The following is a 24,561-nucleotide window of genomic DNA, read 5'->3' as shown; positions in this document are numbered from 1 at the left end:
TATTGTATGCTTGTGTTATATAACACCAACATATGGTATTTAGTAGTCTTTTTTATTATTTAAAATTTTATAAGATAGTTATGTAGATCAAAGATAGGAGAGATATAAATGACCACGCAATTAATTCAATTGATAAAGATTCCAGTTGAAAAAAGAAGTGGCTTCAAAACTAAATTTTATCCATATAAAATCGAATTTGTGCTAGATAAATTAGATTTATCTCAAAGTCAACAAGACAATTTAATCGAAAATTTGGTATCTAAATTCATAAAACTTGATTCAATAACGACTAAACAGATTCGTCAAGTTATTACGGATAATTTAATGACACAGAATTTGATTCAAGCTGCAAAATCTTATCAAGACTATTTTATAAATGAACAAGAAAAATTTTCTCGAGCAACTAATGTGAAACTAAATATCGAAAAGTTATTTAACCGTAATGAGCAAGTGGTGCATGAGAATGCCAATAAGGATAGCAATATCTTCAATACTCAGCGGGATTTAGAGGCTGGTGTAGCAAGTAAAGCTTTAGGTTTAAAAATGCTACCTGATATTGTAGCTAAGGCCCATTTACGTGGAGACATTCATTGGCATGATTTGGATTACTCACCAGTTACACCTGAGACTAATTGTTGTTTGATTGATTTTAATGAAATGCTTACTAACGGCTTTAAAATCGGTAATGCTTGGGTATCTTCACCAAAGTCTATTCAGACAGCTACGGCACAAATGTCACAGATTATTGCTAATGTTGCATCGTTACAATATGGTGGCTGTTCAGCTAATCGAATCGATCAATTATTGGCACCTTTTGCGGAGCTAAATTATCAAAAGCATCTCAAAGATGCTCAAAAATGGATTGCTGTTGACAAGCAGGTCGAATTTGCCAGAGAAAAAACTAAAAAAGATATTTATGATGCTATGCAAGCGCTCGAATACGAAATCAATACTCTTTATTCGTCACAGGGACAAACGCCGTTTACGACGATTAATTTCGGTTTGGGGACGAGTTGGATCGAACGTACTATTCAAAAATCTATTTTAGAAATTCGTATCAAAGGCCTAGGAAAAGAGCATCGGACAGCAATTTTTCCTAAACTAACGTTTACCATCAAGCGAGGATTAAATCTGAATCCTGAAGATCCTAATTATGATATAAAACAATTGGCTTTAGAGTGTTCTACTAAGAGAATGTATCCAGATCTTTTGATGTATGACAAAATCGTTGAAATTACAGGCAGTTTTAAGACTCCAATGGGCTGTCGTTCATTTTTGCAAGGATGGCAAGATGAAAATGGCCGAGAAGTTAATTCTGGTCGGATGAATTTAGGCGTTGTAACGGTCAATTTGCCACGAATTGCTTTGGAGTCAAAGGGTGATATCAAGTTATTTTGGGAAATATTTGAAGAAAAAATGCAGATTTGTCACACTGCTTTAGAATATCGTATCAAGCGTACCAAAGAGGCCAAGCCTGAGAATGCGCCACTACTGTATATGTATGGTGCTTTTGGTAAGCGTCTAAAAAAAGCAGATTCTGTCGATGAATTATTCAAAAATGGTCGAGCTACCGTGTCATTAGGTTATATCGGCTTATATGAAGTTTGCACACGCTTTTTTGGCAATGATTGGGAGCAAAACCCTAAGGCACATGACTTTGCTGAGAGTATTACGAAGGCTTTAAATGAAAAATGTCGCAAATGGGCAAAAGAAAGTGGCTATCACTATAGTCTTTATTCAACGCCAGCAGAATCTTTAACTGATACTTTCTGTCGCGATGATTACGAAAAATTTGGCTCTATCCCTGATATTACTGCTAAAGAATACTATACAAATAGTTTTCACTTTGACGTCAGGAAGCATCCAAATCCTTTTGAAAAATTAACGTTTGAAGAAATTTTTCCTAAATATGCGTCAGGTGGTTTTATTCATTATTGCGAATATCCTAATTTACGTCAGAATCCTAAGGCTTTAGAGGCAGTTTGGGATTGGGCTTATGATCATGTGGGGTATTTAGGAACTAACACTTCAATTGATCAATGTTTTAAATGTGGCTTTCAAGGCGAATTTAAAGCTACGCCAAGGGGATTTTCATGTCCAGATTGTGGCAATAATGATCCGGAATTTTGTGATGTCGTAAAAAGAACTTGTGGATATTTAGGTAATCCTCAACAAAGACCAATGATTCATGGAAGACATGTAGAAATAGCTTCACGGAAAAAGAATATGACTTCGGAGATGATAAAAAATGCGGCCAAATATGAGAGAACCAAACAATCCGACTCCCAAAGAATGGTTGAGCGCGGACCACAGTCTTAAAAGAATTGCCGATTATAAACCATTTAATTTTGTTGATGGAGAAGGGGTTAGATGTAGTCTCTATGTATCTGGGTGTCTTTTTCGTTGTCCAGGTTGCTATAACGTTGCTGCTCAAGATTTTCGTTATGGGAAGCCATATACTAAGAAATTAGAAGACCAGATTATTAAGGATCTTAGCCAAAGCTATGTTCAAGGATTGACCTTATTAGGTGGAGAACCTTTCTTGAATACGGAAGTGTGTCTATCGTTATGTAAACGAATTAGAAAAGAATTCGGTCATACAAAGGATATTTGGTCTTGGACAGGCTATTCGTGGGATGAAATGATGCAGGAATCAGACGATAAACTAGAATTGTTATCTTTGATCGATATTTTAGTTGACGGTCGATTCTTACTTAGAAAAAAAGATCTATCGTTACAATTTAGAGGCTCGTCTAATCAAAGAATCATTGATGTGCCAAGGTCTTTAGCCAGTGGCAGCGTTGTAATATGGGATAAATTAATTAAATAATGTTATCAATTGATAAATGGCATCTATTTTAAATCAAATAGGTGTCATTTTCTTTGCTTTTTCTGACTTAAATCAGACATAATATAAGCTAAATTAGTTTCTTTCCAGATTAAATTAATGCTATGAAATCTACTTATGTAGCTTATTACAACTTTTTATTAAAAATGATAATTAAATGAGAATCATTCCAAAAAAGACTTTAAAAAAGATTTTAAAGCAGTTATAATTTGGGTAAAGATAATAATCGGAGGGATGTGTTTTTATGAACTCAGATAAGATTAAGTTATACGGAACTTTGACTATTGGTTTCATTGCTGCAGTGTTAGAGTTTATTTTCCATTTGCCAAGTTATGCCCAATTAATTATCAGTATTTTGGGTCTTTTATTAGCTTTGATTATGTTCATTGATATGATTAAGGTTTTAAAGTCTGGCAATTTTGGAATCGATCTGTTGGCTATTACGGCTATTGTGGCCACAATTGTTTTGGGGCAATATTGGGCTGGTTGGATCGTATTGTTGATGCTGACAGGTGGCGATACTTTAGAAGAATATGCTGCTAATAAAGCTAAGAGTGAATTGAAGTCACTTTTAGATAACACACCATCGAAAGCACATCTTTTAAAGGACGGCGACATAACTGATGTTGATATTGATGATGTCAAAGTTGGGGATGAAATTTTAGTTCGTCCTAAGGAACAAGTTCCAGTTGATGGTGTAGTAATTGATGGACAATCTGAAATTGATGAATCTTCATTAACCGGTGAATCAGTTCCTGTGAATGTTTCAAAAGGTAGTCACGTTATGTCTGGTTCTATTAACGGGGAAAATCCTTTCCAAATTAAAGCGGAAAAAATTGCGGCTGATTCAGAATATCAAGCTATTGTTAAATTGGTTAAAGAATCAGAAACTCATCCAGCTAAATTTGTTCGTTTGGCTGATCGTTATGCCGTACCATTTACTTTGATTGCTTATATTATTGCGGGTGTGGCTTGGTATGTTTCTAAAGATCCAGTTAGAATTGCGCAAGTTCTTGTAGTAGCTTCACCTTGTCCATTGATTTTGGCAGCACCGATTGCCTTTGTTTCGGGAATGAGTCGTACGAGTCGTAATGGTATTATTATCAAATCCGGGACAGCTTTGGAGAAACTCAATTCAGCTAAGACAGTAGCTTTTGATAAAACTGGTACGATTACGAAAGGAAAGCTGTTTGTAGATGAATTTAGAACAACGAACCATTTCGATGAAAAGACCGTTATGTCATATGCGGCCTCAATTGAACAGAATTCGAGTCACGTTATGGCGGAGGCAATTGTCGATTACGCTAGAAGCAATAATGTAACTTTGAAAAAGACTGATGATCTGAAAGAAATCACAGCTGAAGGAATTGTTGGTAAAATTGAAGGACATGTAGTAAAAGTCGGCCAAGCTAGTTTCGTTACAAAAGAAACAGTCGATGAAGTAAAAGGTTCGGGTGTGTATGTTTCAATTGATGATCAATACGCTGGTGTTTATAGTCTACTTGATCAAATCCGTCCAGAATCAAAAGCAACGATTGCTAAATTAAAGGATTTTGGTATCAAGAATATCTTGATGATTTCTGGGGATAAAAAAGAAGCAACCGAAATGGTTGCTTCAGAAGTGGGTATTACAAAGTCTTATCCAACTAGTTTACCAGCTGATAAAGTAAAGATTATCGATGAGTTAGATAAAGAATATCATCCAACTGTCATGGTTGGTGATGGTGTCAATGATGCTCCAGCACTAGCTTTAGCCGATGTTGGTATTGCCATGGGTTACAAGGGTGCTAATGCCGCCAGTGAGTCAGCAGATGCAGTTATTTTGCAAGATGACTTGAGCAAGGTAAGTACGGCAGTCAAAATTGCACATGATACGATGAAAGTCGCTCGAGAAGCAGTTTTGATAGGTATCTTTATTTGTATCGCCTTGATGTTAATTGCAGCATTTGGCTTAATTCCTACTATTATTGGAGCTATGTTACAAGAAGTGGTTGATACAGTAGCTATTCTTTATGCGCTTCGTGCTAGAAGTGATCGTTTATAGCCAGCCATAAGTATCTAGATTCATATCTCGTTTAGGCAATTTCGATACGTAAGGGTTGCCTTCAACAATAAAACGCATATTTTTTGAAGTCCAGGGTTCCTTATTCTTCACACCAATTCTAGGTGTCGCCAGAATATTCTTAGGAGTCTGGATTTTTTTGTCTGAAAAAATAAAGTTATCGGCATTTAAAGCAGTGCCAGATAAAGTTTTGTCCTTAATACCAAAAGCTGCCATCCATTTAGCTGGACCGTTAGTAATTTCGAATTTAGTTTTACCACGATTTTCTTCCATTAACTCCACACCTTCTAGTGGTTGAAGGGCACGAATCAAAATTCCGTTGGGTGTTCCGGCTTTTTGGACACTGATATCCATATCTAACCAACTGTGGATAGAATAAATATAAATTGTCCCTCCAGCTTGATAGAGTGGATCATTAGCTTTGGTGTGGCGTCCATTGTAACTGTGGGCCGCCATGTCGATAGGGCCCAAGTAGGCCTCCGTTTCGACAATGATACCGGAAAAGTTCCCCTGATCAGACTTATAAGAAAAAGTATGACCTAACATATCTTGGGCAATATCCATTGTATTGCCGTTTTCAAAGTATTTTTGCACGTTCAAAATCCATTATCCTCCTAATTTTGAAAAAAATTCAAAAAAGTTTAAAAAAAAGCTTGCTAGACCTCATTTATTATTGTATTATATTTCTTGTGCTTGAGAGAGCAATACATAAATAAATATTTATGACCCGTTGGTCAAGTGGTTAAGACACCGCCCTTTCACGGCGGTAACATGAGTTCAAATCTCGTACGGGTCATTTTGGAGGATTAGCTCAGCTGGGAGAGCATCTGCCTTACAAGCAGGAGGTCACAGGTTCGATCCCTGTATCCTCCATTCCAAAAGATAAAACATCTAACTTCGGTTAGATGTTTTTTTGTGCAATAAAAAAAGGATTTTCTGAAAATCCTTAAATAATTAAAATTAAGTTTCCAATTACACGATAAACTAAATTCGATTGATTGAAATTCTTGAAGAGTTTCAACAAAGACATGGAAACTACGAAAATAACGATGATAAGAGCCGTCCAGAGATTTATATAGTTCATTAAGAATAAGATTAGGCTCAAACCTGAAATGGCTATTAATTCAATGTAATCAAACTTAGTGCCTTCAAAATAGTTAATAAGAACTGTTGCTAAGTTGACTAATAATAAAGGAACTACGAAGGTTACTGAAATAAAATGCATGTAAGTAAAAGCAATTGCAATGGACATAAAACTAGGAACAACAAAATTTTCTACCAATGAAGTGAAGTTTTGATTATTAGCTGGCAAGTATCTCATTAGGTATAGGAATGCTAACTGAGCAAAAATCAAAATGATAACGAATATATTTAGCGACCTTAACGATAAGATTGCTAATAATAAATAGATGGCACTATATAAAATGTGAAAATATTTATTGGGATTCAATTTTAAAATGAATTCTTTGTACAAAGCTACCATAGCTACCATAATAATTAAAAATCCATGTAAGGAATAATTGTGCAAATCATGCATAAAAATAAAGATAAATGGAAAGATATGGTAACTAATAAATTCAATAAAAGTTGCAAGTAATTTTCTAGAGTTTAACTTATCCATAGCGACTCCTTTTAGTTATAAAATCATATTAATGTAGAAAAACTTTATCGTCAAATTGATTTTTTTCATGAAAACCAATTAGTTTTGTGTTAACCTATTAAAAGGTTCCTGATGGGATCCTTTTTTATTTTAAAGGAGAAGCCCTGTAACCGAAAAGGTGGAAAAGATATGTCAAAAAATTATTTATTTACTTCTGAATCAGTTTCAGAAGGACATCCAGATAAGGTTGCTGATCAAATCAGTGATGCAATTCTCGATGCAATTTTAACAAAGGATAAAGATGCACGTGTTGCTGTTGAAACTACTGTTACAACCGGTTTAGTTTTAGTTGTTGGTGAAGTTTCTACTTCTGCATACGTTGATATTCAAGCAGTTGTTCGTAAGACAATTACTGATATCGGCTATGATGGAACAAACCCTGGTTTCAACGGTAATAGCTGTGCCGTTTTAGTAGCACTAGATGAACAATCTCCTGATATTGCTCAAGGTGTTGACGATGCTTTGGAAGAACGTGGTAGTGATGATAAAGATCCATTGGATCAAATCGGTGCCGGTGACCAAGGTTTCGTATTCGGATTTGCAACTAATGAAACTAAAGAATTTATGCCTTTACCAATCTCTCTAGCTCACAAGTTGATGAGAAAAACTGCTGAAGTTAGAAAGAACCATACTATCCCATACTTGATGCCTGACGCTAAGTCACAAGTAACAATCGAATATGATGAAAATGATCATCCTGTTCGTGTGGATACAATTGTTTTAAGTACTCAACACAAAGCTGAGGCTAGTTTGGAACAAGTTCAAAAAGATATCAAGAAGTACGTTATCGACGAAGTTGTTCCTGCAAACATGATGGACGACAAGACTAAGATTTTAATCAATCCTACAGGTCGTTTCGTCATTGGTGGACCAGAAGGTGATTCCGGTCTTACAGGACGTAAAGTCATCGTTGATACATATGGTGGTTTTGCACGTCACGGTGGTGGTGCCTTTTCAGGTAAAGATGCTACTAAAGTTGACCGTTCAGCAAGCTATGCTGCTAGATACATTGCTAAAAACCTTGTAGCTGCCGGTGTTGCTGAAAAAGTTGAAATCCAAATTGCTTACGCTATTGGTGTGGCAAAACCAGTGTCAATTCACGTTGATACTTTTGGCACTAGTGATTTTGACGAAGAAAAAATTGAAGAAGTTATCAATAAATTCTTCGATCTTCGTCCACTAGGTATTATTAAAATGTTGGATCTACAAAGACCAATTTATAAGAAGACGGCCGCATATGGTCACTTCGGACGTACAGATATCGATTTACCTTGGGAAAAACTTGATAAAGTTAATGATATTAAGAAATTCTTGAATATTTAATCGGTGATTACAGAGGCGTTCTTAAAGGCAAACTTTAGGAAGGTCTCTTTTTTTATGGGAGGAATTATTTAATGGCACAGAATAAACAATCAAATGTCGTTATTGTCACGATTGCTGTTTTCATTGCAACCTTCATGACAGCGATTGAGGGAACAATCGTTTCGACTGCTATGCCAACGATTATCGGTAGTTTGCATGGGGTTAGTTTGATGAATTGGGTCTTCTCAATTTACTTATTAATGACTGCCGTAGCAACACCTATTTATGGGAAATTATCAGATATTGTCGGTCGTAAGCCAATTCTTTTGATAGGGTTGGTGATTTTCGTTATCGGATCAACACTTTGTGCGATGTCTAATTCGATGCTGACTTTGATCTTAGCACGTGTAATTCAAGGTATCGGTTCTGGAGCAATCCAGCCGTTGACTTTTACAATTATTGCTGATATTTATCCGCTTGAAAAAAGAGCTCGTATCTTAGGTTTAAATGGATCAGCTTGGGGAATTGCCGCTGTTATTGCACCGTTATTAGGTGGTTTCATTGTTGAACAGTTAAGTTGGCATTGGATTTTCTTGATCAATCTGCCTGTAGGATTGTTAACTATGGCATTGATCTGGTTCTTCTTTAAGGAAGAAAAAAGAGAACATGAAAAAATTAAGATTGACTATGTTGGCACAGTTTTATTAGTACTAGTTTTGTTGCCATTGATGTTGGCTCTACAAAATATTGGTAGTAAAAATGTTTTCTTGCCAATTGGTTTGGTAGTTATTTCAATTATTTCTATTTTTGCCTTTATTAAAGTAGAAAGACATGTGAGTGATCCAATCTTACCATTGGGATTGTTCAAGAATAAAACATTCGTGATCCAAAACTTAATGGCCTTATTAGTTAGTGGTTTTTTAATTAGTTTTGAAGCTTACATTCCAACTTGGATGCAAGGAATTTTAGGATTAAGTCCATCTATGGGTGGATTTGCAGTTACACCTAGTTCAATTGTTTGGATCTTTGGATCATTTTGGGCTGGAACGTTAATCAAAAAAATGGCACCTAATCGTGTCATTTACATTAGTTTATTCTTCTTGTTTGTCGGTAATGGATTGTTATTGTTGGCTAATCCAACGACGCCATTCTGGTACTTCTGTATGTTAGCAGGAATACTTGGCTGTGGTTTTGGATTGACAATTACAACAACGACAGTTACTTCTCAAACAGTTGTCGAACCAGAAAACGTGGGTGTCGCAACTAGTTTTAATACTTTAGTTAGAACTATCGGTCAATCAATGATGGTTTCTGTCTGCGGTATCGTCTTGAATACAGCTTTAGCTAAAGGTGCGGCTGAAAACAGTAATATTTCGGTTGATATGATGAATAAATTGATTGATCCACAAACCGCAAGTTCCTTGCCACATCAGCTTTTACCCAAAATGCGACAAATTCTTTTTTCTGGATTGCACAATATTTACGTAGCGGGTCTTGTACTATTAATAATAGGGTTAATTTTTAATGCCTTTGAGCTTAAGAATAAAAAAATTCTTGGTTCTAAATAATAGAGTGTTGAAAGTTAGGATGGTCGCTGCCAAGAGATATCCACCTAAGACATCGCTAGGGTAGTGGACACCTAAAAAGATTCGACTATATCCAATCAATATAACTGTTAACAAACAAATTGTGCTAATGATAATTTTGGTACTGATTTTTTTAAAGATGATCAGACTGATAATCAAAAGCGAAATGTACAGGGCAAATGAACTAGCTGAATGTCCGCTTGGGAAACTGAAACCACCAGCTTCAACATAATGGTGGTGGCTAGGACGTGGACGTTTGACGATGATTTTTATTAAGCTGTTAAGACCTGCAATGACCACTTTATTGAGAACGAGATAAATTCCAGCATAATAATACTTTTTGAAAATTAAAGCCAAGAAGATGATTGCGGTTACACCGATTGTTGGAAAAGTGTCGCCTAAGTTCGTAAAATTAGAAAAAAGACGAATCGTCAAACTATTATGATGATAGATCTGATTGATGAAGAAATTATCAAAATTGTTGATAAGAGTGGTATTTGTAGCTACATTGATAGCCCAAAAAACAAATAAACCTAAAAGAAATAAATTTAAAACAGATATTTTTGTAGATATTTTCATATTTTTTGATCTCTCTATTGTTTAAGTTTTTGTTAAGAAATATAATAAAGTATAAAGATTTTGAGGGAGAGCATATCTATGGTTATTACACGTTATGAACGCAAACTCGAAGATAGCCGTTTGACTAGATTAAATAATAAAAAAGCTAAGAACGCAAACTTACGAAGAAATTTGACGATTCTTGGGTCAAGTATGTTCGTTGGTACCGCAGTAGCTGAAGTCGGTTTTTCAAGACCTACTCCAGTTAAGGCTGAAGCTTTGTCTGTCAATAATTTGTTAAATCAAAATATTGCAACGGGGACAGTAACTCCAGTTAGTTCTAAAGGAGTTGGCGATGAGCAATTTATCGATTATATTGGTAATTCTGCCCGTAAACTAGCTTCTAATAACGATTTGTACGCTTCAGTTATGATTGCCCAAGCCATGGTTGAAAGTGGTTGGGGAACTAGTGGTTTAGCTAGCGCACCTAATTACAATCTCTTTGGTATTAAGGGAGATTATAACGGCGAATCAGTTAATATGGGGACTCAAGAAGACGATGGAACGGGTAGTTTGTATTCCATCAGTTCTAATTTTAGAAAGTATCCTTCTTACAAGGAATCGCTAGAGGATTACGTTTCATTACTTCGAGGTGGAACTAGTGGTAATTCTCAACTATATGCGGGTGCTTGGAAGAGTAATACTACGTCTTATAAGGATGCAACTAAGTATTTGACTGGTCGTTATGCGACCGATACGACTTATGCTGACAAACTTAATAGTATGATTGAGAAGTATAATTTGACGCAATTTGATGTCAATGCTTCAGATAAAGATCAAACTTATACAGTAGCTCAAGGAGATACTCTGCAATCAATCGCTGATAAATTTAATATGTCGACTGATACTTTGATGAATCTAAACGACTTGAAGACTGACAACTATATTTATCCAGGTAAAACTTTGACAGTGACAAAGATTATTGGCAATGAAAATAATGGTGTTACTATGACTAATTTGTCCAATAAGACTTCAGATGATACTGGCAATGTTGGTGATGCCTATGGTGACCAACAAGCTCCAGTTTTTGTACAAGATGAACGTGATGGTGTTGAGAAGTATGTACCATCTAGTGATGATGATTCTTCCACGATCGATGTTCAAAATGATTACAGCTCAAATGATTCAGATAGTGGTAGTCAAAGTAAGTCAGTGACTGTTCAAAATGGTGATACAATCGATTCCATCGCCACACAAGCTGGTACTTCAATCGACAATATTAAACAATTAAATAATTTAAATTCAGATTTATTGGTTGTCGGACAAACATTATTGGTATAAGATATAAAGCAACGGAAGTAGTAGATTATAAGAATACTTTTCAGAAAGCGTATGGGGATGTGAATGCGTAGATTCTTATTTTCGAACTCGTCCACTGATAATAGTTGCCGAACTTTTAGTAAGTGACTACGGTTAATCCTCGTTAAGGATTTCGAGAGTCGCACGAGAGTGTGGAACTTAGGTGGTAACGCGATAATTCGTCCTATGATTATATTTATATAGTCATAGGATTTTTTTTATAGGAGGAAAAATATGTACAATCACAACACCGTCGAGAAAAAATGGCAAAAGTACTGGAAGGAACATGATACTTTCAGAACTACTGAAGATCCAAATAAGAAGAACTTTTATGCTTTGGACATGTTCCCATATCCATCAGGTCAAGGGCTTCACGTTGGACATCCAGAAGGATACACAGCTACTGATATCATCGCTAGAATGAAGCGCGCTCAAGGATACAATGTTTTGCATCCAATGGGCTTTGACGCTTTCGGGTTGCCAGCTGAACAATATGCTATTAATACTGGTCATAATCCAGCTGATTTCACTGAAAAGAACATTCAAAACTTCAAACGTCAAATTAATTCATTAGGTTTTTCATATGATTGGAACCGTGAAGTTCAAACAACTGATCCTAAATTCTATAAGTGGACTCAATGGATTTTTGAACAAATGTACAAAAAAGGTTTGGCCTACGAATCAGAAACTTTGGTTAACTGGTCACCAGATTTAGGTACAGTTGTTGCTAACGAAGAAATCATCGATGGTAAAACAGAACGTGGTGGTTTCCCAGTTGTTAGAAAGCCTATGCGTCAATGGATGTTGAAAATCACAGCTTATGCTGACAGATTGTTGGATGACCTTGATGATATTGATTGGCCAGAAAGTATCAAGGAAATGCAAAGAAACTGGATTGGCCGTTCAGTCGGAGCACAGATTACTTTCCAAATAGCTGACTCAGATGATTCAGTTAACGTCTTTACAACTCGTCCTGATACAATTTTTGGTGTTGAGTACATGACTTTGGCTCCAGAACACAAGTTAGTTGATAAGATTACAACGCCTGAACAAAAGTCTGCTGTTGAAGCTTACAAGGAAGAAGTTTCTCACAAGTCAGATCTTGATAGAACTGATTTGAACGATGAAAAGACTGGTGTCTTCACTGGTGCATATGCTATTAACCCTGTAAACGGCAAGAGAATTCCTATTTGGATTTCTGATTATGTCTTAGTTACTTATGGTACAGGTGCTGTTATGGCTGTTCCTGCTCATGACGATCGTGATTTCGCCTTTGCTAAGAAATTTGACTTACCAATGACACAAGTTATTGAAGGAAACCTTGAAGATGGTGCTATTACTGGTGACGGTAAGCATATCAATTCTGATTTCTTGGATGGCTTGAACAAAGAAGATGCTATCAATCGTGCCGTTGAATACCTTGAAGACAAAGGTTATGGTGAAAAGAAAGTTAACTATCGTCTTCGTGATTGGGTCTTCTCTCGTCAAAGATACTGGGGTGAACCAATTCCTATCATTCACTGGGAAGACGGTACAACTTCACTAGTTCCAGAAGACGAATTGCCATTGAAACTTCCTGAAGATTCAAATATTAAACCTTCAGGAACGGGTGAAAGTCCATTAGCTAACTTAACAGATTGGGTCAATGTAGTTGATAAAAACGGTCGTAAAGGTCGTCGTGAAACTAATACAATGCCACAATGGGCTGGTTCATCATGGTACTACTTGAGATACATCGATCCACATAATGATGAAAAACTTGCCGACTATGACTTGTTGAAGAAGTGGTTGCCAGTTGATCTATATATTGGTGGTGCAGAACACGCCGTACTTCACTTGTTGTATGCAAGATTCTGGCACAAGGTATTGTATGACTTGGGTGTCGTACCAACTAAGGAACCATTCCAAAAGCTATTCAACCAAGGTATGATCCTCGGTAAAGGTCACGAAAAGATGTCTAAATCAAAGGGTAACGTTGTTAACCCTGATGATGTTGTTGAATCTTACGGCGCTGATACTTTGAGAACTTATGAAATGTTCATGGGTCCTTTGGATGCTTCAATCGCTTGGTCAGAAAATGGTTTGTCCGGTTCAGCTAAGTTCTTGGATCGTGTTTGGAACTTGTTCATCAATGATGATGACTACAGCACAATTCGTGAAGGTTTCTTGACTGATACGAACGATGGTAAATTGGATAAAGTTTACAATGAAACAGTTAAGAAAGTAACTGAAGACTTCGATGCTTTGCACTTCAATACTGCCATTTCACAAATGATGGTCTTCGTCAATGAAGCTCATAAGGTTGATACAATGCCAAAGGCTTATGCTGAAGGTCTGGTTCAATTGTTAGCTCCAATTGCACCACATATGATGGAAGAATTGTGGAGCAAGTTTGGTCATGATGAATCAATCTCATATGCTAAGTGGCCAACTTATGATGAAAGCAAATTGGTTTCTGATACAGTTGAAATTATCGTACAAGTTAATGGTAAACTTCGTGATAAATTAGAGGTTGCTACTGACACTGGTAAAGCTAAATTAGAAGAATTAGCTAGAAATGATGAAAAGGTTCAAAAATTCATTGATGGTAAGAATATCGTCAAAGTGATCGTCATTCCTAACAAGATTGTTAATATTGTAGTTAAATAAGACAAAAAAAAAGGCTTCGGATTTTCCGAAATGAACTGAACCCCATAAGTTGGAGTAGTCCAAACTTATGAGGTTCTTTTTATGTTTTCAAAAGAAATTAAAATTAAGGTAGTTCTTGATTATCTTTCAGGCAAAAGCTACACGTCTATCACTAGAAAGTACGGTATCAAAGGTTCCGCAACTATTTATCATTGGGTACGTTTGTTCAAAGAATTTGGAGTTGAAGGGCTCACCAACAATTACTCAAAGACTTTCTATGATTATTCGTTTAAAATCAAAATAATAACTTGGCGAGTCGATCATAGAGCATCATATCCAGTAACTGCTAAAAGATATAAGATCCGTAATCCTACGACAATCTGGCAATGGGAACGAGATCTTGAATCGGGTCGCCTAAAACCAAATGATAGGCGGTCTGGGAAAATGACTGATAAAAAACCACGTACGGCAGAAGAACTTAAACATTTAGAAGAAGAGAATCGTCGGCTTAAGATACGGGTAGCTTACTTGGAAAAATTGCATGCCTTAACTCAGAAGAAGAAAAACTCTCAAATCAAGAAAAAGCACAAATAATAAATGAGTTAAGGCAAGAATTCAACGAACCCTTGGCAATCATATTAGAAGTCGTAAACATGTCCAGTAGTAGTTACCATTATTCACAGAGCCATTCTTACAAGTCATATCCAGAAGAGCTAGTGTCTGAAATCAAATCAATTCGTACAGAGTATAAAGACTATGGATATCGCAGTGTAACAATGGAACTTCATAACCGTGGGATCAAGGCCAATCATAAATTAGTTCTTAAAATAATGAACAAACACGGACTCCTTTGTCATGCCTTTGATAGAAAAACTAGAAAATATAATTCTTATAAAGGAAATGTTGGCAAAAGAGCCAAGAACAAACTAAACAGAAGGTTTATTACCGATAGACCCTTTCAGAAGATCACTACCGATGTTACTGAACTTCGCTGGGGTAATGGGACCACATCAGAAAGAGCATATTTTACGGCATTCATGGATATGTACAGTGATGAGGTCATCAGTTGGAATATAAGTCTTCATCCTAACGTCGAATTCGTTACAGATACATTGGATGCGTTGATTGAGAGATTACCAGAACTGCCTTATCGAATGACGGTACATTCTGATCAAGGATTTCAGTATCAAAACTATGAGTATGTATCTAGACTAAAGAAAAATCGCATTATCCAAAGCATGAGTCGCAAAGCAACATGCTTGGATAATGCGATAATGGAAAGTTTCTTTCACATTTTAAAAGTAGGAACTGTACATAACAACGAGTACAGTTCATATGAACATTTGAAAGAGGAAATATCCAAATATATCTACTACTACAACAATAAACGAATAAAAGCAAAATTGGCCGGAAAGACCCCGGTAGAATACCGAAATCTTTCCGACCAACTTATTGCTTAAAATAAACTCCAATTAATGGGGTTCACTTCAAAACCTTTTTTTGTTGCAACGAAGAGGTAAGCTCTTTATTATCTTGTCTGAGATGATAAAAATAATGAAAAATTTGTTTGATTGCTATGAATAATTGCATGATGCAGAAACTGTGGGTGAGTTGTATTAAAATGGCTTATCCCCGAAACAACAAATTCATTCTAACATGAATTAATCTCAAAAAAGCTTTACAATTTATTCGTTCTGTAAAATTAGCGGTTCTTTTATAAATTAATTTGCTTTTTGCGTAATTTAAGAGTAATTTAAAATTTTTAGGATAAGAACTTTGCTATAATTAAATGGATAGTTTTTAAGGTGGTGCAAGTTTTGGGCGTAAATAAAAGCCAAGAAGAAGTAATGCCAGTTTTAAACCCTGAATCTCCGCAAGATACGATGTTAAAAGGGTCAGCTTGGATGACAGCTGGTAGTATTTTTTCTCGTATTTTGGGAGCAATATACATTATCCCATGGATGGCCTGGATGGGGTCTGATTATCCAGCGGCTAATGCATTGTTCGCAAAAGGATATAATATCTATAGTTTATTCCTGATTGTTTCAACAGCAGGAATTCCTGGAGCAATTTCTAAACAAATTTCACATTATAATGCGTTAGATCAATATGCAACCGGAAATAAATTATTCAAACATGGTCTCAAAATCATGACCTTTATGGGGGTCATTTTTGGGGCAATCATGTTCTTTGGGGCGCCACTCTTAGCAGTTATGTTTACTGATGGCGATCCAAGAAGTATTCCGGTTATCAAATCATTAGCGGTAGCCGTGCTGGTTATTCCTATTTTGAGTATTTTGAGAGGTTATTTACAAGGATATTCGGATATGGCTCCGTCCGCTATCTCACAATTTATTGAGCAAATTGCCCGTGTTATTTATATGTTGATAGCAACTTATATGATCATGATAGTAAGTAAGGGTAGCTATATTAATGCCGTTGTTCAATCGACCTTTGCGGCTTTCATTGGTGCTGCTGTGGCGATTGTTATTCTGATTTTAGCGATTTTAAAACGACTGCCAAGATTAAGAAGCTTGTCTCGTAATGGTAAACCTGTTGCAAATGTTAATGAAAATAACTTTACTCGCGAAATTTTCCAACAAGCATTGCCATTCATTATCTTGGATGCAGGGATAACATTTTTTAACTTGTATGATCAATCAACATTTAATCAATTTATGAGATTATTCGTTAATGCAAGTGGAGCACAATTAGATAATTACTACTCATTGTTTGGTTTTCAAGCTAATAAACTAATCATGATCATTGTTTCATTATCAACCGCTATGGCCGTTACAGCGGTACCAATCCTATCTGGATTGTATTCGAAGGGCAATAAAGAAAAAATCGAAAATCAAATTTCTAATACTTTGGAATTGTTCTTCTTCATTATGATTCCCGCATCATTAGGGATGTATGCAGTGGCCCAACCATTATGGACGACGTTCTATCGTTATGACGCTTTAGGTGTCTTGATGTTGCAGTTCTCATCTGTTATTTCAATATTGTTGGGATTGTTCACCGTTTTGTCAGCCGTTTTACAAGCGTTATATCGTAATCGCTTGGCTATTAAGTATTTCGTTTATGGTTTTATCGTAAAGGTAGTTGTGCAATTGCCAATGATTTGGTTATTCCACGAATTTGGTCCGTTAGTGGCTACAAGTATCGGTATGGGTGTTGTTTGTTGGCTTATGTTAGCAAAACTGCATGCAATTTATCCTTTCAATACCGGTCGGATCTCGAGAAGAATCAGTGGAATTATTTTATTCTCCTTGATAATGTTTGTTTCAGTATTATTAGTAAATTGGATAGTTTTCCACTTTGTTGGAAATTCTGATCGAATTATCAGTGTAGTAGCATTGATTTTGGAAGCTGGATTAGGTGGAGTTATTTACGGATACTTAGTCTTGAAGACGTCTTTGGCTGATAAGATTGTTGGTTCAAGAGTTGATCGTATCAGACAAATCTTGAGAATGAAATAAAAAAAGCGTGATTAAATTCACGCTTTTTATTTATCCTTTGAACTAAATTTAGCCATATATTTAGGGATTCTTTCTATAATTGAAGAAGGTAAAACAACATAATTTTTCTCGTTTAATTTATCACCAATTTCACTGTGTAGTAGAAGAGCTGCCTGAATCGTTTCTAAAGAGAAACCAAATTGACCAACAAACCCAGCAATGATACCAGTTAGAGTATCGCCCATACCACCAGTTGCCATGCCGGGATTTCCCGCAATGATTTTTGAAACTTGGTCATGATAATAAATTTCTGATTGATGCTTCTTCAAAACCAACAAGGCATCAGGATTCAATTCATGCAGATGTATTTGATTGTTTAATTCTATTTGTTCGGTAATAGCCAGATTAGAGAGGCGTTGCCATTCGCCTTGATGAGGAGTCAAAATGATGTTTGCTGTTGTTTGAAGTGGAATTTTTTCTTCAGCTATGATTGTTAAGGCCGAAGCATCTAAAATAACCGTTTGATCAGTCTTAGTATTATTTAAGACAGCTTTGACCAAACCTTTAGCAACCGTTGACGTACCTAATCCTGGTCCGATTGCAATAACTTGATTATTAATAATAGCAGTCAGCAAGGCTTTTTTATCATGATAATCAATCGTCATGGCTTCAGGGATTTTGATGTTAATAGCAGTGAATTTTTCGGGAGTTGTGGCAACGGTCACCAATCCAGCTCCACTGTGAATGGCAGCACTACTACACATGATAGCTGCACCACCGAATTGAGTTGATCCGGCGATAATGAGTATTTTACCGTAATTTCCTTTATATGATTCAGGATCACGTGGGGTAATAACTTGATTTAACACACTTTTACTAATTTTTTCCATTACAACAACCTCCATTTGTAGTATCATTTTCATTGTAATCTAATTGAGAGATTATTTGTATTATTTGCCGCTGTGGCGGAATTGGCAGACGCGCAACGTTCAGGTCGTTGTATGGTTTTCCATGTATGGGTTCGAATCCCACCAGCGGTATAAAAAAAGAGCTAGAACTGTAATCAAGCAGTTCTAGCTCTATTATTTTTTAGAAATCTTTTTCTCCTAAGGCATGTTGAGCAGCAATATTTAAAATGCTCCATTGTCTGTCAAAACCAGGTTGGAAGAAGAAGTCAGCATCGGCCAAATCTTCGACAGTTAGTTTATGTTGAATGGCTAAGGCCAAAACGTTTCCTTGAGCGGTAATGTCATAAGTTGAAAGAACGGCTCCACCTAGTAAAACGTGAGAACTTGGATTGAAGAATAGTTGGACGCAAACTTCAGGGTTGTCTTTGCCAGCAGGAACGTAAGCAGGTCTTAGACTGCCTGTATAGAATGATTTAGCGACTTCAACGTTAGAGCGTTTAGCAGTGAAGCTATTGAGACCACTTTCTGTAAAGTGATAATCAAAGACACTCAAAGCTGAAGAACCAACAACGCCACCAAATGGTAGAGCAGGTTGCTTTTCAAATAAATGTTTTACGACGTATCTAGCTTCACGACGAGCTACGGTTGCTAAAGCGATAGGAACATGATTGTCAGCTGGAATTGAGTAAGCCAATGTAGCATCACCAATGGCATAGACGTCAGGTAAATTAGTTTGTAGATATTCATTAGTTTTGATCCAACCACGATCATCAAGATCAACTGTGCCTTTGAGCCAATTAGTATTTGGTTGAACACCAGCGGCTTGAATGACAACGTCACTTGGAATTTCTTCTTTATCAGTTTTGACAGCAGTAACTTTGTCAGAACCAACGTATTCTTTGATATTTGCACTAGTAATGACTTTGACACCTTTTTCTTCAAGATGTTTAGTCAAAATGTCAGTCATTTCTTGGTCTAGGTAAGTACCTAATGGACGATCGATAACATCCATTAAGGTTACATTTTTACCAGCTTTGACACTGGCTTCAGCGGCTTCGATACCAATATATCCGGCACCAACAACTGTAATATTTTTAACGCTTGAATCTTCTAATTTATTTTTGATCTTAGTAGCCCAATCGTAACCACGCATCAAATAAACGTTTTCCAAGTCATTGCCTGGAACGGGGATAGACTTAGGCGTAACTCCAGAACTTAAAATTAATTTATCGTAAGGATATTCAGTTTGACTGTTGTCCTTAGTGTTGATAACAGTAACTGTCTTTTTATCAGCGTTGATTTTTGTAACTTGGTGATTATTGAGGATGGCAACATTTTCATCATCCTTGAAGTCACTAGGAGCAAAGTTACGAACATCATTGACGTCGGTAACGCTGTTTTCTAGATAAAGTTCCATCCCACAAGACATGAAGGAAACAAAATCTCCAGCTTCGAATAATTTAATATCCACGTCATCATAACGCTTTAATAATTCCAAAATTGATTGATGGCCACCATGTGAGGCACCAACAATTACTACATTAGTCTTTGACATAAAAAAACCTCCATATTATTAGAAAACTTGTCACAAATACAGAGTAAGCTTTAATTTGGTGGGTGTCAAAAGTTAAGTTAATCGACAACTGTAAATAAGTTAGCCTTAACTAAAAATGAGTTTTGAAAGAATTTCAGTGAGATTTTTGGCAGACATGACGTGACCTTCTTGATCGAGAATTGTTTCGATTTGTTTTTTGGTATCTTGTTCCTTGAGTTTTTTTAAATATTGAAAACCTAAGACAGTTAGACCATTAAATTTGATTAAAGTAACATATTTTAAAGGACTGACGACAGCCGAAATCAAACCATCGTTTATCATATTCAAAGTCATGTCTTGAATATTTTGAATCAAAAATGAATTAGGTTCGTCGCTGGCAATATAATCTTTAACGTTTTGATAATGTTGTGATTCGTCGAGTAGTGCTTGTAAGTCCTTGGGGTTTTTATCAGAAATGATTTCTAAAATCATCTTGTACATTTCAAAATCATTCATGTGTCCACAACCTTTCTATTAGCATTATAAATGAAATCATTGAATAAAAACGGCTAATTTTGACGATTCGTACAGATAAATCTAGTAAATAATTTGCACAAAAGACCCTAAAACCGCTATAATTAAAGGTAGAAATCAATTTAGGAGATTGGAATTATGATAAAGGAATTCAAAGAATTTATTAGCCGTGGCAATGTTATGGACTTAGCCGTTGGTGTAATTATGGGTGCTGCTTTTACAGCAATTGTACAATCTTTAGTAAGCAACTTGATCAATCCATTGATTGGTTTGTTCCTAGGTAAGATTGACTTAAGTAATTTAGTTTTCAAAGTTGGGGACGCAACTTTTAAGTATGGAACTTTCATTGAATCTATTATTAACTTCTTGATTATTGCTTTCGTAGTTTTCTTACTAGTTAAAGTGATGAATAAGATTATTAAGAGTCGCGATGAGGAAGAGGCTGAACCAGAAGAAGATAAACAAGAAGAAATGGTCATGTATCTAAAGAAGATTTCTGAAGCTTTAGATGAAAAGAAAGACAATTAAAAAAGCGAAACTAGATAATCATTCTAGTTTCGTTTTTTTAGTAGATACGTTTAAAGACTTCGCACAAACAAGGAATTTCATCATTGAATTCTTTGCCAGCAGCTTGGTATTCTTTTTTGAAAAAGTCAGTGTGTACTTCACGCCAGTAGTCTAAAGTCTGGTCGCCTTCACCTTCATGGTAGGCGTGTTCAGCGCTGACATATTTAAATGGAACAACTTCAGTAACTAATGTTTCAGTGATACAAAGTGGATTTTCATCACCATCTAAAATGATGTTATAGTCACCAACTTGGGGCATGTACTCATTTGGTTCATACAATTCATAAGCAGAAGTTGTGGCAGTTTTTACACCGTCATAAACTAAATGCGCTAATTTGTCTGGTTCGCCACCGAAAGTTGTAATATCTCCTAGTGGGTAGTAGAGCGAGTTTTTATCACGCAAAAAATTGAACCAATAATCTTGGATTTTTTCTTTATCCATACTTGGACACCTCATAATATCAGTATATTTTTATTAAAACATAATTTAACAAAAAACCACAAACTCAAATTGAATTTGTGGTTAAAAATTATTGAACGGAATCAACCGTTTGCCAAGTCCAGTGGCTAACGTATTTTCCACTCGAAGCGCCGTTTTGATTGGATCTGAATCTGATTTTGAGGTTTTTTAAAACGTCCTCGGTCAAATTAGTCTTGTATTCCCATTGAGGACCAGTTTTTTGAGCTGACTGACCGATAATCAATTCATCGCTGTTGATGAGTTTATTTTTCCAGTAAACATCGTGAACTAAGGATTCTTTGGGAATTTCAATTTTAGTATTTGCTTTGTCTGGAATATCGATATTGGCTAAACTATCATCGCCACCACCTTGATCATCGTGATGTTCTTCTTCTTTGTAGAATTTATCCATTTTTAGGCTAACTGAAATAGGGGGAGCATCTTGTTGACGATAATCGCCTAAAACAATATTTCCTTCTTTAATAGTTGGTTTAACTGGAGTACCACCAGTAGGAGAGACTGCTAAAGTTCCGAAGTCGATTTCTTCTGGAGCTGATAATGTTAAGCCACCAGGTACGTGTTGGAAGTAGAAACTATCTGTACCAACGAGACCTTCTTCATCGACAATTTTAAAGACGATTTTATTTTTGTCGAAGTTGTTGCAACAAGCAATATCTAAACCATCAATATCGCCAATATTTTGTTTTCCTGGAGTAGGATTGGGGATGTTTTCGCGGATGATTTTTTCATCGTGATTGTTGATTTGATAAGAAATAGATTTGATTTTTTTACTATCTTTATCAGACCAAGTTCCTTTAATATCAATCGATTCACCATAGACTTTATAGGGATTTTTAGAAGTTGCTCCTGGAGAAGTGACATCAATTTGTGGTTCGTTAGTAACTGGCTTACTGATTTTTAAAACGTGTTCTTGCATTTGTGAACGGTGTCCTTCTTTATCAATCATGTAGAAACGAATCGTATGCATACCAGGATCTAAACCCTTTAAAGGTAAACTAACTTTTGTGATGTCGTTGAGCTTACCATTAAAAGCGTCATTTTGAGATTGCGAACGATTAAAGAGAATTTGGTCATCTTCAGGATCTTCACTGTCAATTGAGTAGTACATCGTAACGTCAGTACTATCAAAATCGTACCAAGTACCGGTAATTGGTAATTTACCTTTGCGGTCTTGAAGTTCTTTGTCAGAAATTATTTGAGGGTTATCGTTAGTTCCGTGTAAATCTAGTTCAAAGACAGGATTAAAAGTTGTTCCTTTAACATCAATTTGTGATTCATATTCTAGTTTGATAGTTTGACCAGTTAATAAATCTCTAGGAGATGTTCGCATCGTTAAGCCAGCATCCCAAGTATAATCATTTTCTTTTACCCCCAGACGACCGCCAACTTCTTTTCTTTCGAGATCACCTTTGTCCCAGTGATCTGAAAAAGCATTGTAGAGTTTTTCTGCAACATATGGTGAACGATAGCCAGGGATATCATCGTTGAAAAACTTTGTCGGTTTGGTACCACCTATAAAACTCCAAGTATGATCGTCTTTTCCAACTTTCCATGGGTAATATCTTTCGTTAGAGGAACCAATAAGTTCAAGTAATCCCGGACTGTGCATGAATCCTTTGGTAGCAAGATAAGATTTACTTGAAGAACGACCAGCCCAGCCGGCAGGACCATTTTCGCGGTTTAGATAATAACTAGTTCGAACTTGGTTATCTCCAGATTGCATGTACATTCCACGCTGATTTCCAAGAGCACGTAATTTCACGTAATTTCCAATGGCCTTACCACGATTATCTCTAATTTCTTGATTATCTTTATTTAAAGAAAGGTCATGATTGGAAAGACCTACGAAGTTGCCGAAAGCATATTTTCCGGTATTTTTAAAAGCAATTTTTGTTTGTACGCGTCCAACTTTGTTGAAACTCAATTTAATAGTAGTGGTAATTTCTGGATTGTTACGACCTTTTTTATAGGCATAAAAAGCCTTTTGATGAAAAACCATTTTTTGTTCTTCAAATCCAGTTTGTGGATTAGTTCGATAATAAAATTTGGGTGTATCTAACATAGCATAGCTTTCACCAATTTTATTGGGACCACTAACACCAGGCACACCTTTACCATCACTTTCAACTACGTAATTATAAAGATTGTTTGAAGTATAACTACGTGGGGAACCAATCGATCGATCTTCAACTCCACGGGGATCTTCTTTTAGTCCCATATTGATAACTGAGAGCATGTCATAGTCATTTTCTTGATGATCACCGTAGTGGTCAGTATAAATGTGATTTCCTTTTCCTCTAGCACCGTCTTCGATTCGACCGTCCTTGCTTGCATATAAAACGGCAGTGCCTGGAGTCGTTAAACTATCGATTCGAGATTTTCCTCGAATACCAAAGGCATCACTGATCGACATTCTTTGAATAGCATAGTTATAATCTCCGAAGTATAAAAGTGGGCGGGTACTGGAACCATCACTATGTTCGAGAATAGGGCCTTCACTGACTTTTAACATTTCCGAGAAAACCCAACCAGATTCGTCCTCTTCATCATCAGCCGGAGTAACAATATCTCTAGTTTGATTTGTATCATTGACATCGTAATTAAAAATTTCCTCACCATTTATTTTATGAACGGATAAGGTAAATGGCTTTTGATTATCAACGAATAATTTGAAAGAGATTTTTTGGGGATCTAATTTGACAATAGTTTCATTCTTCTCTGAATCATGTAAAACGTTGTCTTCACCGAGTTCTTTTTTTAAAGTATCAATGTCGAGGACGTTTTTTTCAGTAGTTTTTAAAACCAATTCTTTTTGATCTTCTAAAACGTAGCTGACAATTATTTCAGTATTGTCCTTGTGTGGAAAAATTTGAGCAATATCAGCATCAGTTAGAGGAGTATCAGTTGTTTCTGCTTTGACGGAAGTAGTGCTGAATAATAATAAGAGACTACTAATTAAAATTAATAACAATAAACTTTTCTTTTTCATAAGATTCCTCCCATATACAACTTTGAAATCTTATCATTTTATTAAGAACCGACTAATTCAAAATTTCAGAATTGATTTTTTGAG

General features: G+C 36.0%; 19 protein-coding genes, 3 tRNA genes, 1 riboswitch and 1 other annotated feature. Of the genes, 14 read left to right on the top strand and 8 right to left on the bottom strand.

Features of this window, described 5'->3' with window-relative positions:
* The first annotated feature begins 108 nt into the window (after positions 1 to 108).
* The 3 genes from nrdD to G6534_RS07310 all read left to right on the top strand — a co-directional run bounded on the left by nrdD (position 109) and on the right by G6534_RS07310 (position 4,892).
* A complete protein-coding gene (gene nrdD / locus G6534_RS07320; RefSeq protein WP_059074265.1) occupies positions 109 to 2,319 on the top strand; it encodes an anaerobic ribonucleoside-triphosphate reductase in 2,211 nt (736 codons plus the stop codon).
* On the top strand, positions 2,249 to 2,830 hold the full coding sequence (gene nrdG / locus G6534_RS07315) for an anaerobic ribonucleoside-triphosphate reductase activating protein (RefSeq protein ID WP_059074264.1): 582 nt from the start codon (positions 2,249 to 2,251) through the stop codon (positions 2,828 to 2,830). The genes nrdD and nrdG overlap by 71 nt, the downstream gene beginning before the upstream one ends.
* A 262-nt stretch (positions 2,831 to 3,092) precedes the next feature.
* A complete protein-coding gene (locus G6534_RS07310; protein ID WP_059074263.1) occupies positions 3,093 to 4,892 on the top strand; it encodes a heavy metal translocating P-type ATPase in 1,800 nt (599 codons plus the stop codon).
* Here the strand turns inward: G6534_RS07310 and G6534_RS07305 are convergent.
* A complete protein-coding gene (locus tag G6534_RS07305; RefSeq protein ID WP_235586349.1) occupies positions 4,887 to 5,504 on the bottom strand; it encodes a DNA-3-methyladenine glycosylase in 618 nt (205 codons plus the stop codon). The genes G6534_RS07310 and G6534_RS07305 overlap by 6 nt on opposite strands.
* A gap of 130 nt (positions 5,505 to 5,634) precedes the next feature.
* Between G6534_RS07305 and G6534_RS07300 the strand changes: the two genes are divergently transcribed.
* Positions 5,635 to 5,706: transfer RNA gene (locus G6534_RS07300), tRNA-Glu, on the top strand.
* Positions 5,707 to 5,710: 4 nt separating this feature from the next.
* Positions 5,711 to 5,783: transfer RNA gene (locus tag G6534_RS07295), tRNA-Val, on the top strand.
* Between the two features lie 73 nt (positions 5,784 to 5,856).
* Here the strand turns inward: G6534_RS07295 and G6534_RS07290 are convergent.
* Positions 5,857 to 6,531: a hypothetical protein gene (locus G6534_RS07290; RefSeq protein ID WP_059074261.1), complete on the bottom strand. Its 675-nt coding sequence runs from the start codon at positions 6,529 to 6,531 to the stop codon at positions 5,857 to 5,859.
* 92 nt (positions 6,532 to 6,623) lie between these two features.
* Positions 6,624 to 6,702: riboswitch (SMK box riboswitch) on the top strand.
* Here G6534_RS07290 and metK point away from each other — a divergent pair.
* Both metK and G6534_RS07280 read left to right on the top strand, forming a co-directional pair.
* On the top strand, positions 6,700 to 7,893 hold the full coding sequence (gene metK / locus G6534_RS07285; protein WP_059074260.1) for a methionine adenosyltransferase: 1,194 nt from the start codon (positions 6,700 to 6,702) through the stop codon (positions 7,891 to 7,893). It overlaps the preceding riboswitch by 3 nt.
* Positions 7,894 to 7,964: 71 nt before the next feature.
* Positions 7,965 to 9,440, top strand: a complete 1,476-nt coding sequence (locus tag G6534_RS07280) for an MDR family MFS transporter (RefSeq protein ID WP_059074259.1) — start codon at positions 7,965 to 7,967, stop codon at positions 9,438 to 9,440.
* On the opposite strand, the gene G6534_RS07275 is transcribed toward G6534_RS07280, so the two are convergent.
* Entirely contained in the window at positions 9,387 to 10,037 is a 651-nt protein-coding gene (locus G6534_RS07275; protein ID WP_059074258.1) for a phosphatase PAP2 family protein, read from the bottom strand. The genes G6534_RS07280 and G6534_RS07275 overlap by 54 nt on opposite strands.
* Positions 10,038 to 10,115: 78 nt before the next feature.
* Between G6534_RS07275 and G6534_RS12295 the strand changes: the two genes are divergently transcribed.
* From G6534_RS12295 to G6534_RS07250, 5 genes are all read left to right on the top strand, one after another.
* Positions 10,116 to 11,357: a glucosaminidase domain-containing protein gene (locus tag G6534_RS12295; RefSeq protein ID WP_182082548.1), complete on the top strand. Its 1,242-nt coding sequence runs from the start codon at positions 10,116 to 10,118 to the stop codon at positions 11,355 to 11,357.
* Positions 11,356 to 11,565, top strand: a binding site (T-box leader). (Overlaps the previous gene by 2 nt.)
* Before the next feature lie 44 nt (positions 11,566 to 11,609).
* Positions 11,610 to 14,024 (top strand): leucine--tRNA ligase, encoded by a 2,415-nt coding sequence (gene leuS, locus G6534_RS07265; RefSeq protein ID WP_059074255.1) that lies wholly within the window; start codon positions 11,610 to 11,612, stop codon positions 14,022 to 14,024.
* Positions 14,025 to 14,105: 81 nt separating this feature from the next.
* Entirely contained in the window at positions 14,106 to 14,597 is a 492-nt protein-coding gene (locus G6534_RS07260) for a helix-turn-helix domain-containing protein (protein ID WP_182082547.1), read from the top strand.
* On the top strand, positions 14,540 to 15,463 hold the full coding sequence (locus G6534_RS07255; protein ID WP_182083286.1) for an IS3 family transposase: 924 nt from the start codon (positions 14,540 to 14,542) through the stop codon (positions 15,461 to 15,463). The genes G6534_RS07260 and G6534_RS07255 overlap by 58 nt, the downstream gene beginning before the upstream one ends.
* Positions 15,464 to 15,850: 387 nt before the next feature.
* A complete protein-coding gene (locus G6534_RS07250) occupies positions 15,851 to 17,485 on the top strand; it encodes a putative polysaccharide biosynthesis protein (protein ID WP_182083285.1) in 1,635 nt (544 codons plus the stop codon).
* Between the two features lie 26 nt (positions 17,486 to 17,511).
* On the opposite strand, the gene G6534_RS07245 is transcribed toward G6534_RS07250, so the two are convergent.
* Positions 17,512 to 18,354, bottom strand: a complete 843-nt coding sequence (locus G6534_RS07245) for an NAD(P)H-hydrate dehydratase (protein ID WP_059073500.1) — start codon at positions 18,352 to 18,354, stop codon at positions 17,512 to 17,514.
* Positions 18,355 to 18,420: 66 nt separating this feature from the next.
* Here G6534_RS07245 and G6534_RS07240 point away from each other — a divergent pair.
* Positions 18,421 to 18,504 (top strand) — tRNA-Leu (locus G6534_RS07240).
* A 49-nt stretch (positions 18,505 to 18,553) separates the two neighbouring features.
* On the opposite strand, the gene G6534_RS07235 is transcribed toward G6534_RS07240, so the two are convergent.
* On the bottom strand, positions 18,554 to 19,927 hold the full coding sequence (locus G6534_RS07235; RefSeq protein ID WP_059073501.1) for an NAD(P)/FAD-dependent oxidoreductase: 1,374 nt from the start codon (positions 19,925 to 19,927) through the stop codon (positions 18,554 to 18,556).
* Between the two features lie 105 nt (positions 19,928 to 20,032).
* Positions 20,033 to 20,422 (bottom strand): hypothetical protein, encoded by a 390-nt coding sequence (locus G6534_RS07230; protein WP_059073502.1) that lies wholly within the window; start codon positions 20,420 to 20,422, stop codon positions 20,033 to 20,035.
* A 156-nt stretch (positions 20,423 to 20,578) separates the two neighbouring features.
* Here G6534_RS07230 and mscL point away from each other — a divergent pair, with 156 nt between their 5' ends.
* Positions 20,579 to 20,968, top strand: coding sequence for a large-conductance mechanosensitive channel protein MscL (gene mscL, locus G6534_RS07225; protein ID WP_059073503.1), 390 nt, complete (start codon positions 20,579 to 20,581; stop codon positions 20,966 to 20,968).
* A gap of 37 nt (positions 20,969 to 21,005) precedes the next feature.
* Here mscL and G6534_RS07220 read toward each other — a convergent pair whose 3' ends face one another.
* Both G6534_RS07220 and G6534_RS07215 read right to left on the bottom strand, forming a co-directional pair.
* A complete protein-coding gene (locus G6534_RS07220) occupies positions 21,006 to 21,449 on the bottom strand; it encodes an ASCH domain-containing protein (RefSeq protein ID WP_182082546.1) in 444 nt (147 codons plus the stop codon).
* Between the two features lie 88 nt (positions 21,450 to 21,537).
* Entirely contained in the window at positions 21,538 to 24,477 is a 2,940-nt protein-coding gene (locus tag G6534_RS07215) for a hypothetical protein (RefSeq protein ID WP_182082545.1), read from the bottom strand.
* Positions 24,478 to 24,561 lie beyond the last annotated feature (84 nt).

The organism is Companilactobacillus pabuli, assembly GCF_014058425.1.
Taxonomy (GTDB): domain Bacteria; phylum Bacillota; class Bacilli; order Lactobacillales; family Lactobacillaceae; genus Companilactobacillus; species Companilactobacillus pabuli.
The sequence above is the reverse complement of the archived record's forward strand: the minus strand, read 5'-3'. Positions and strand labels throughout refer to the sequence as shown.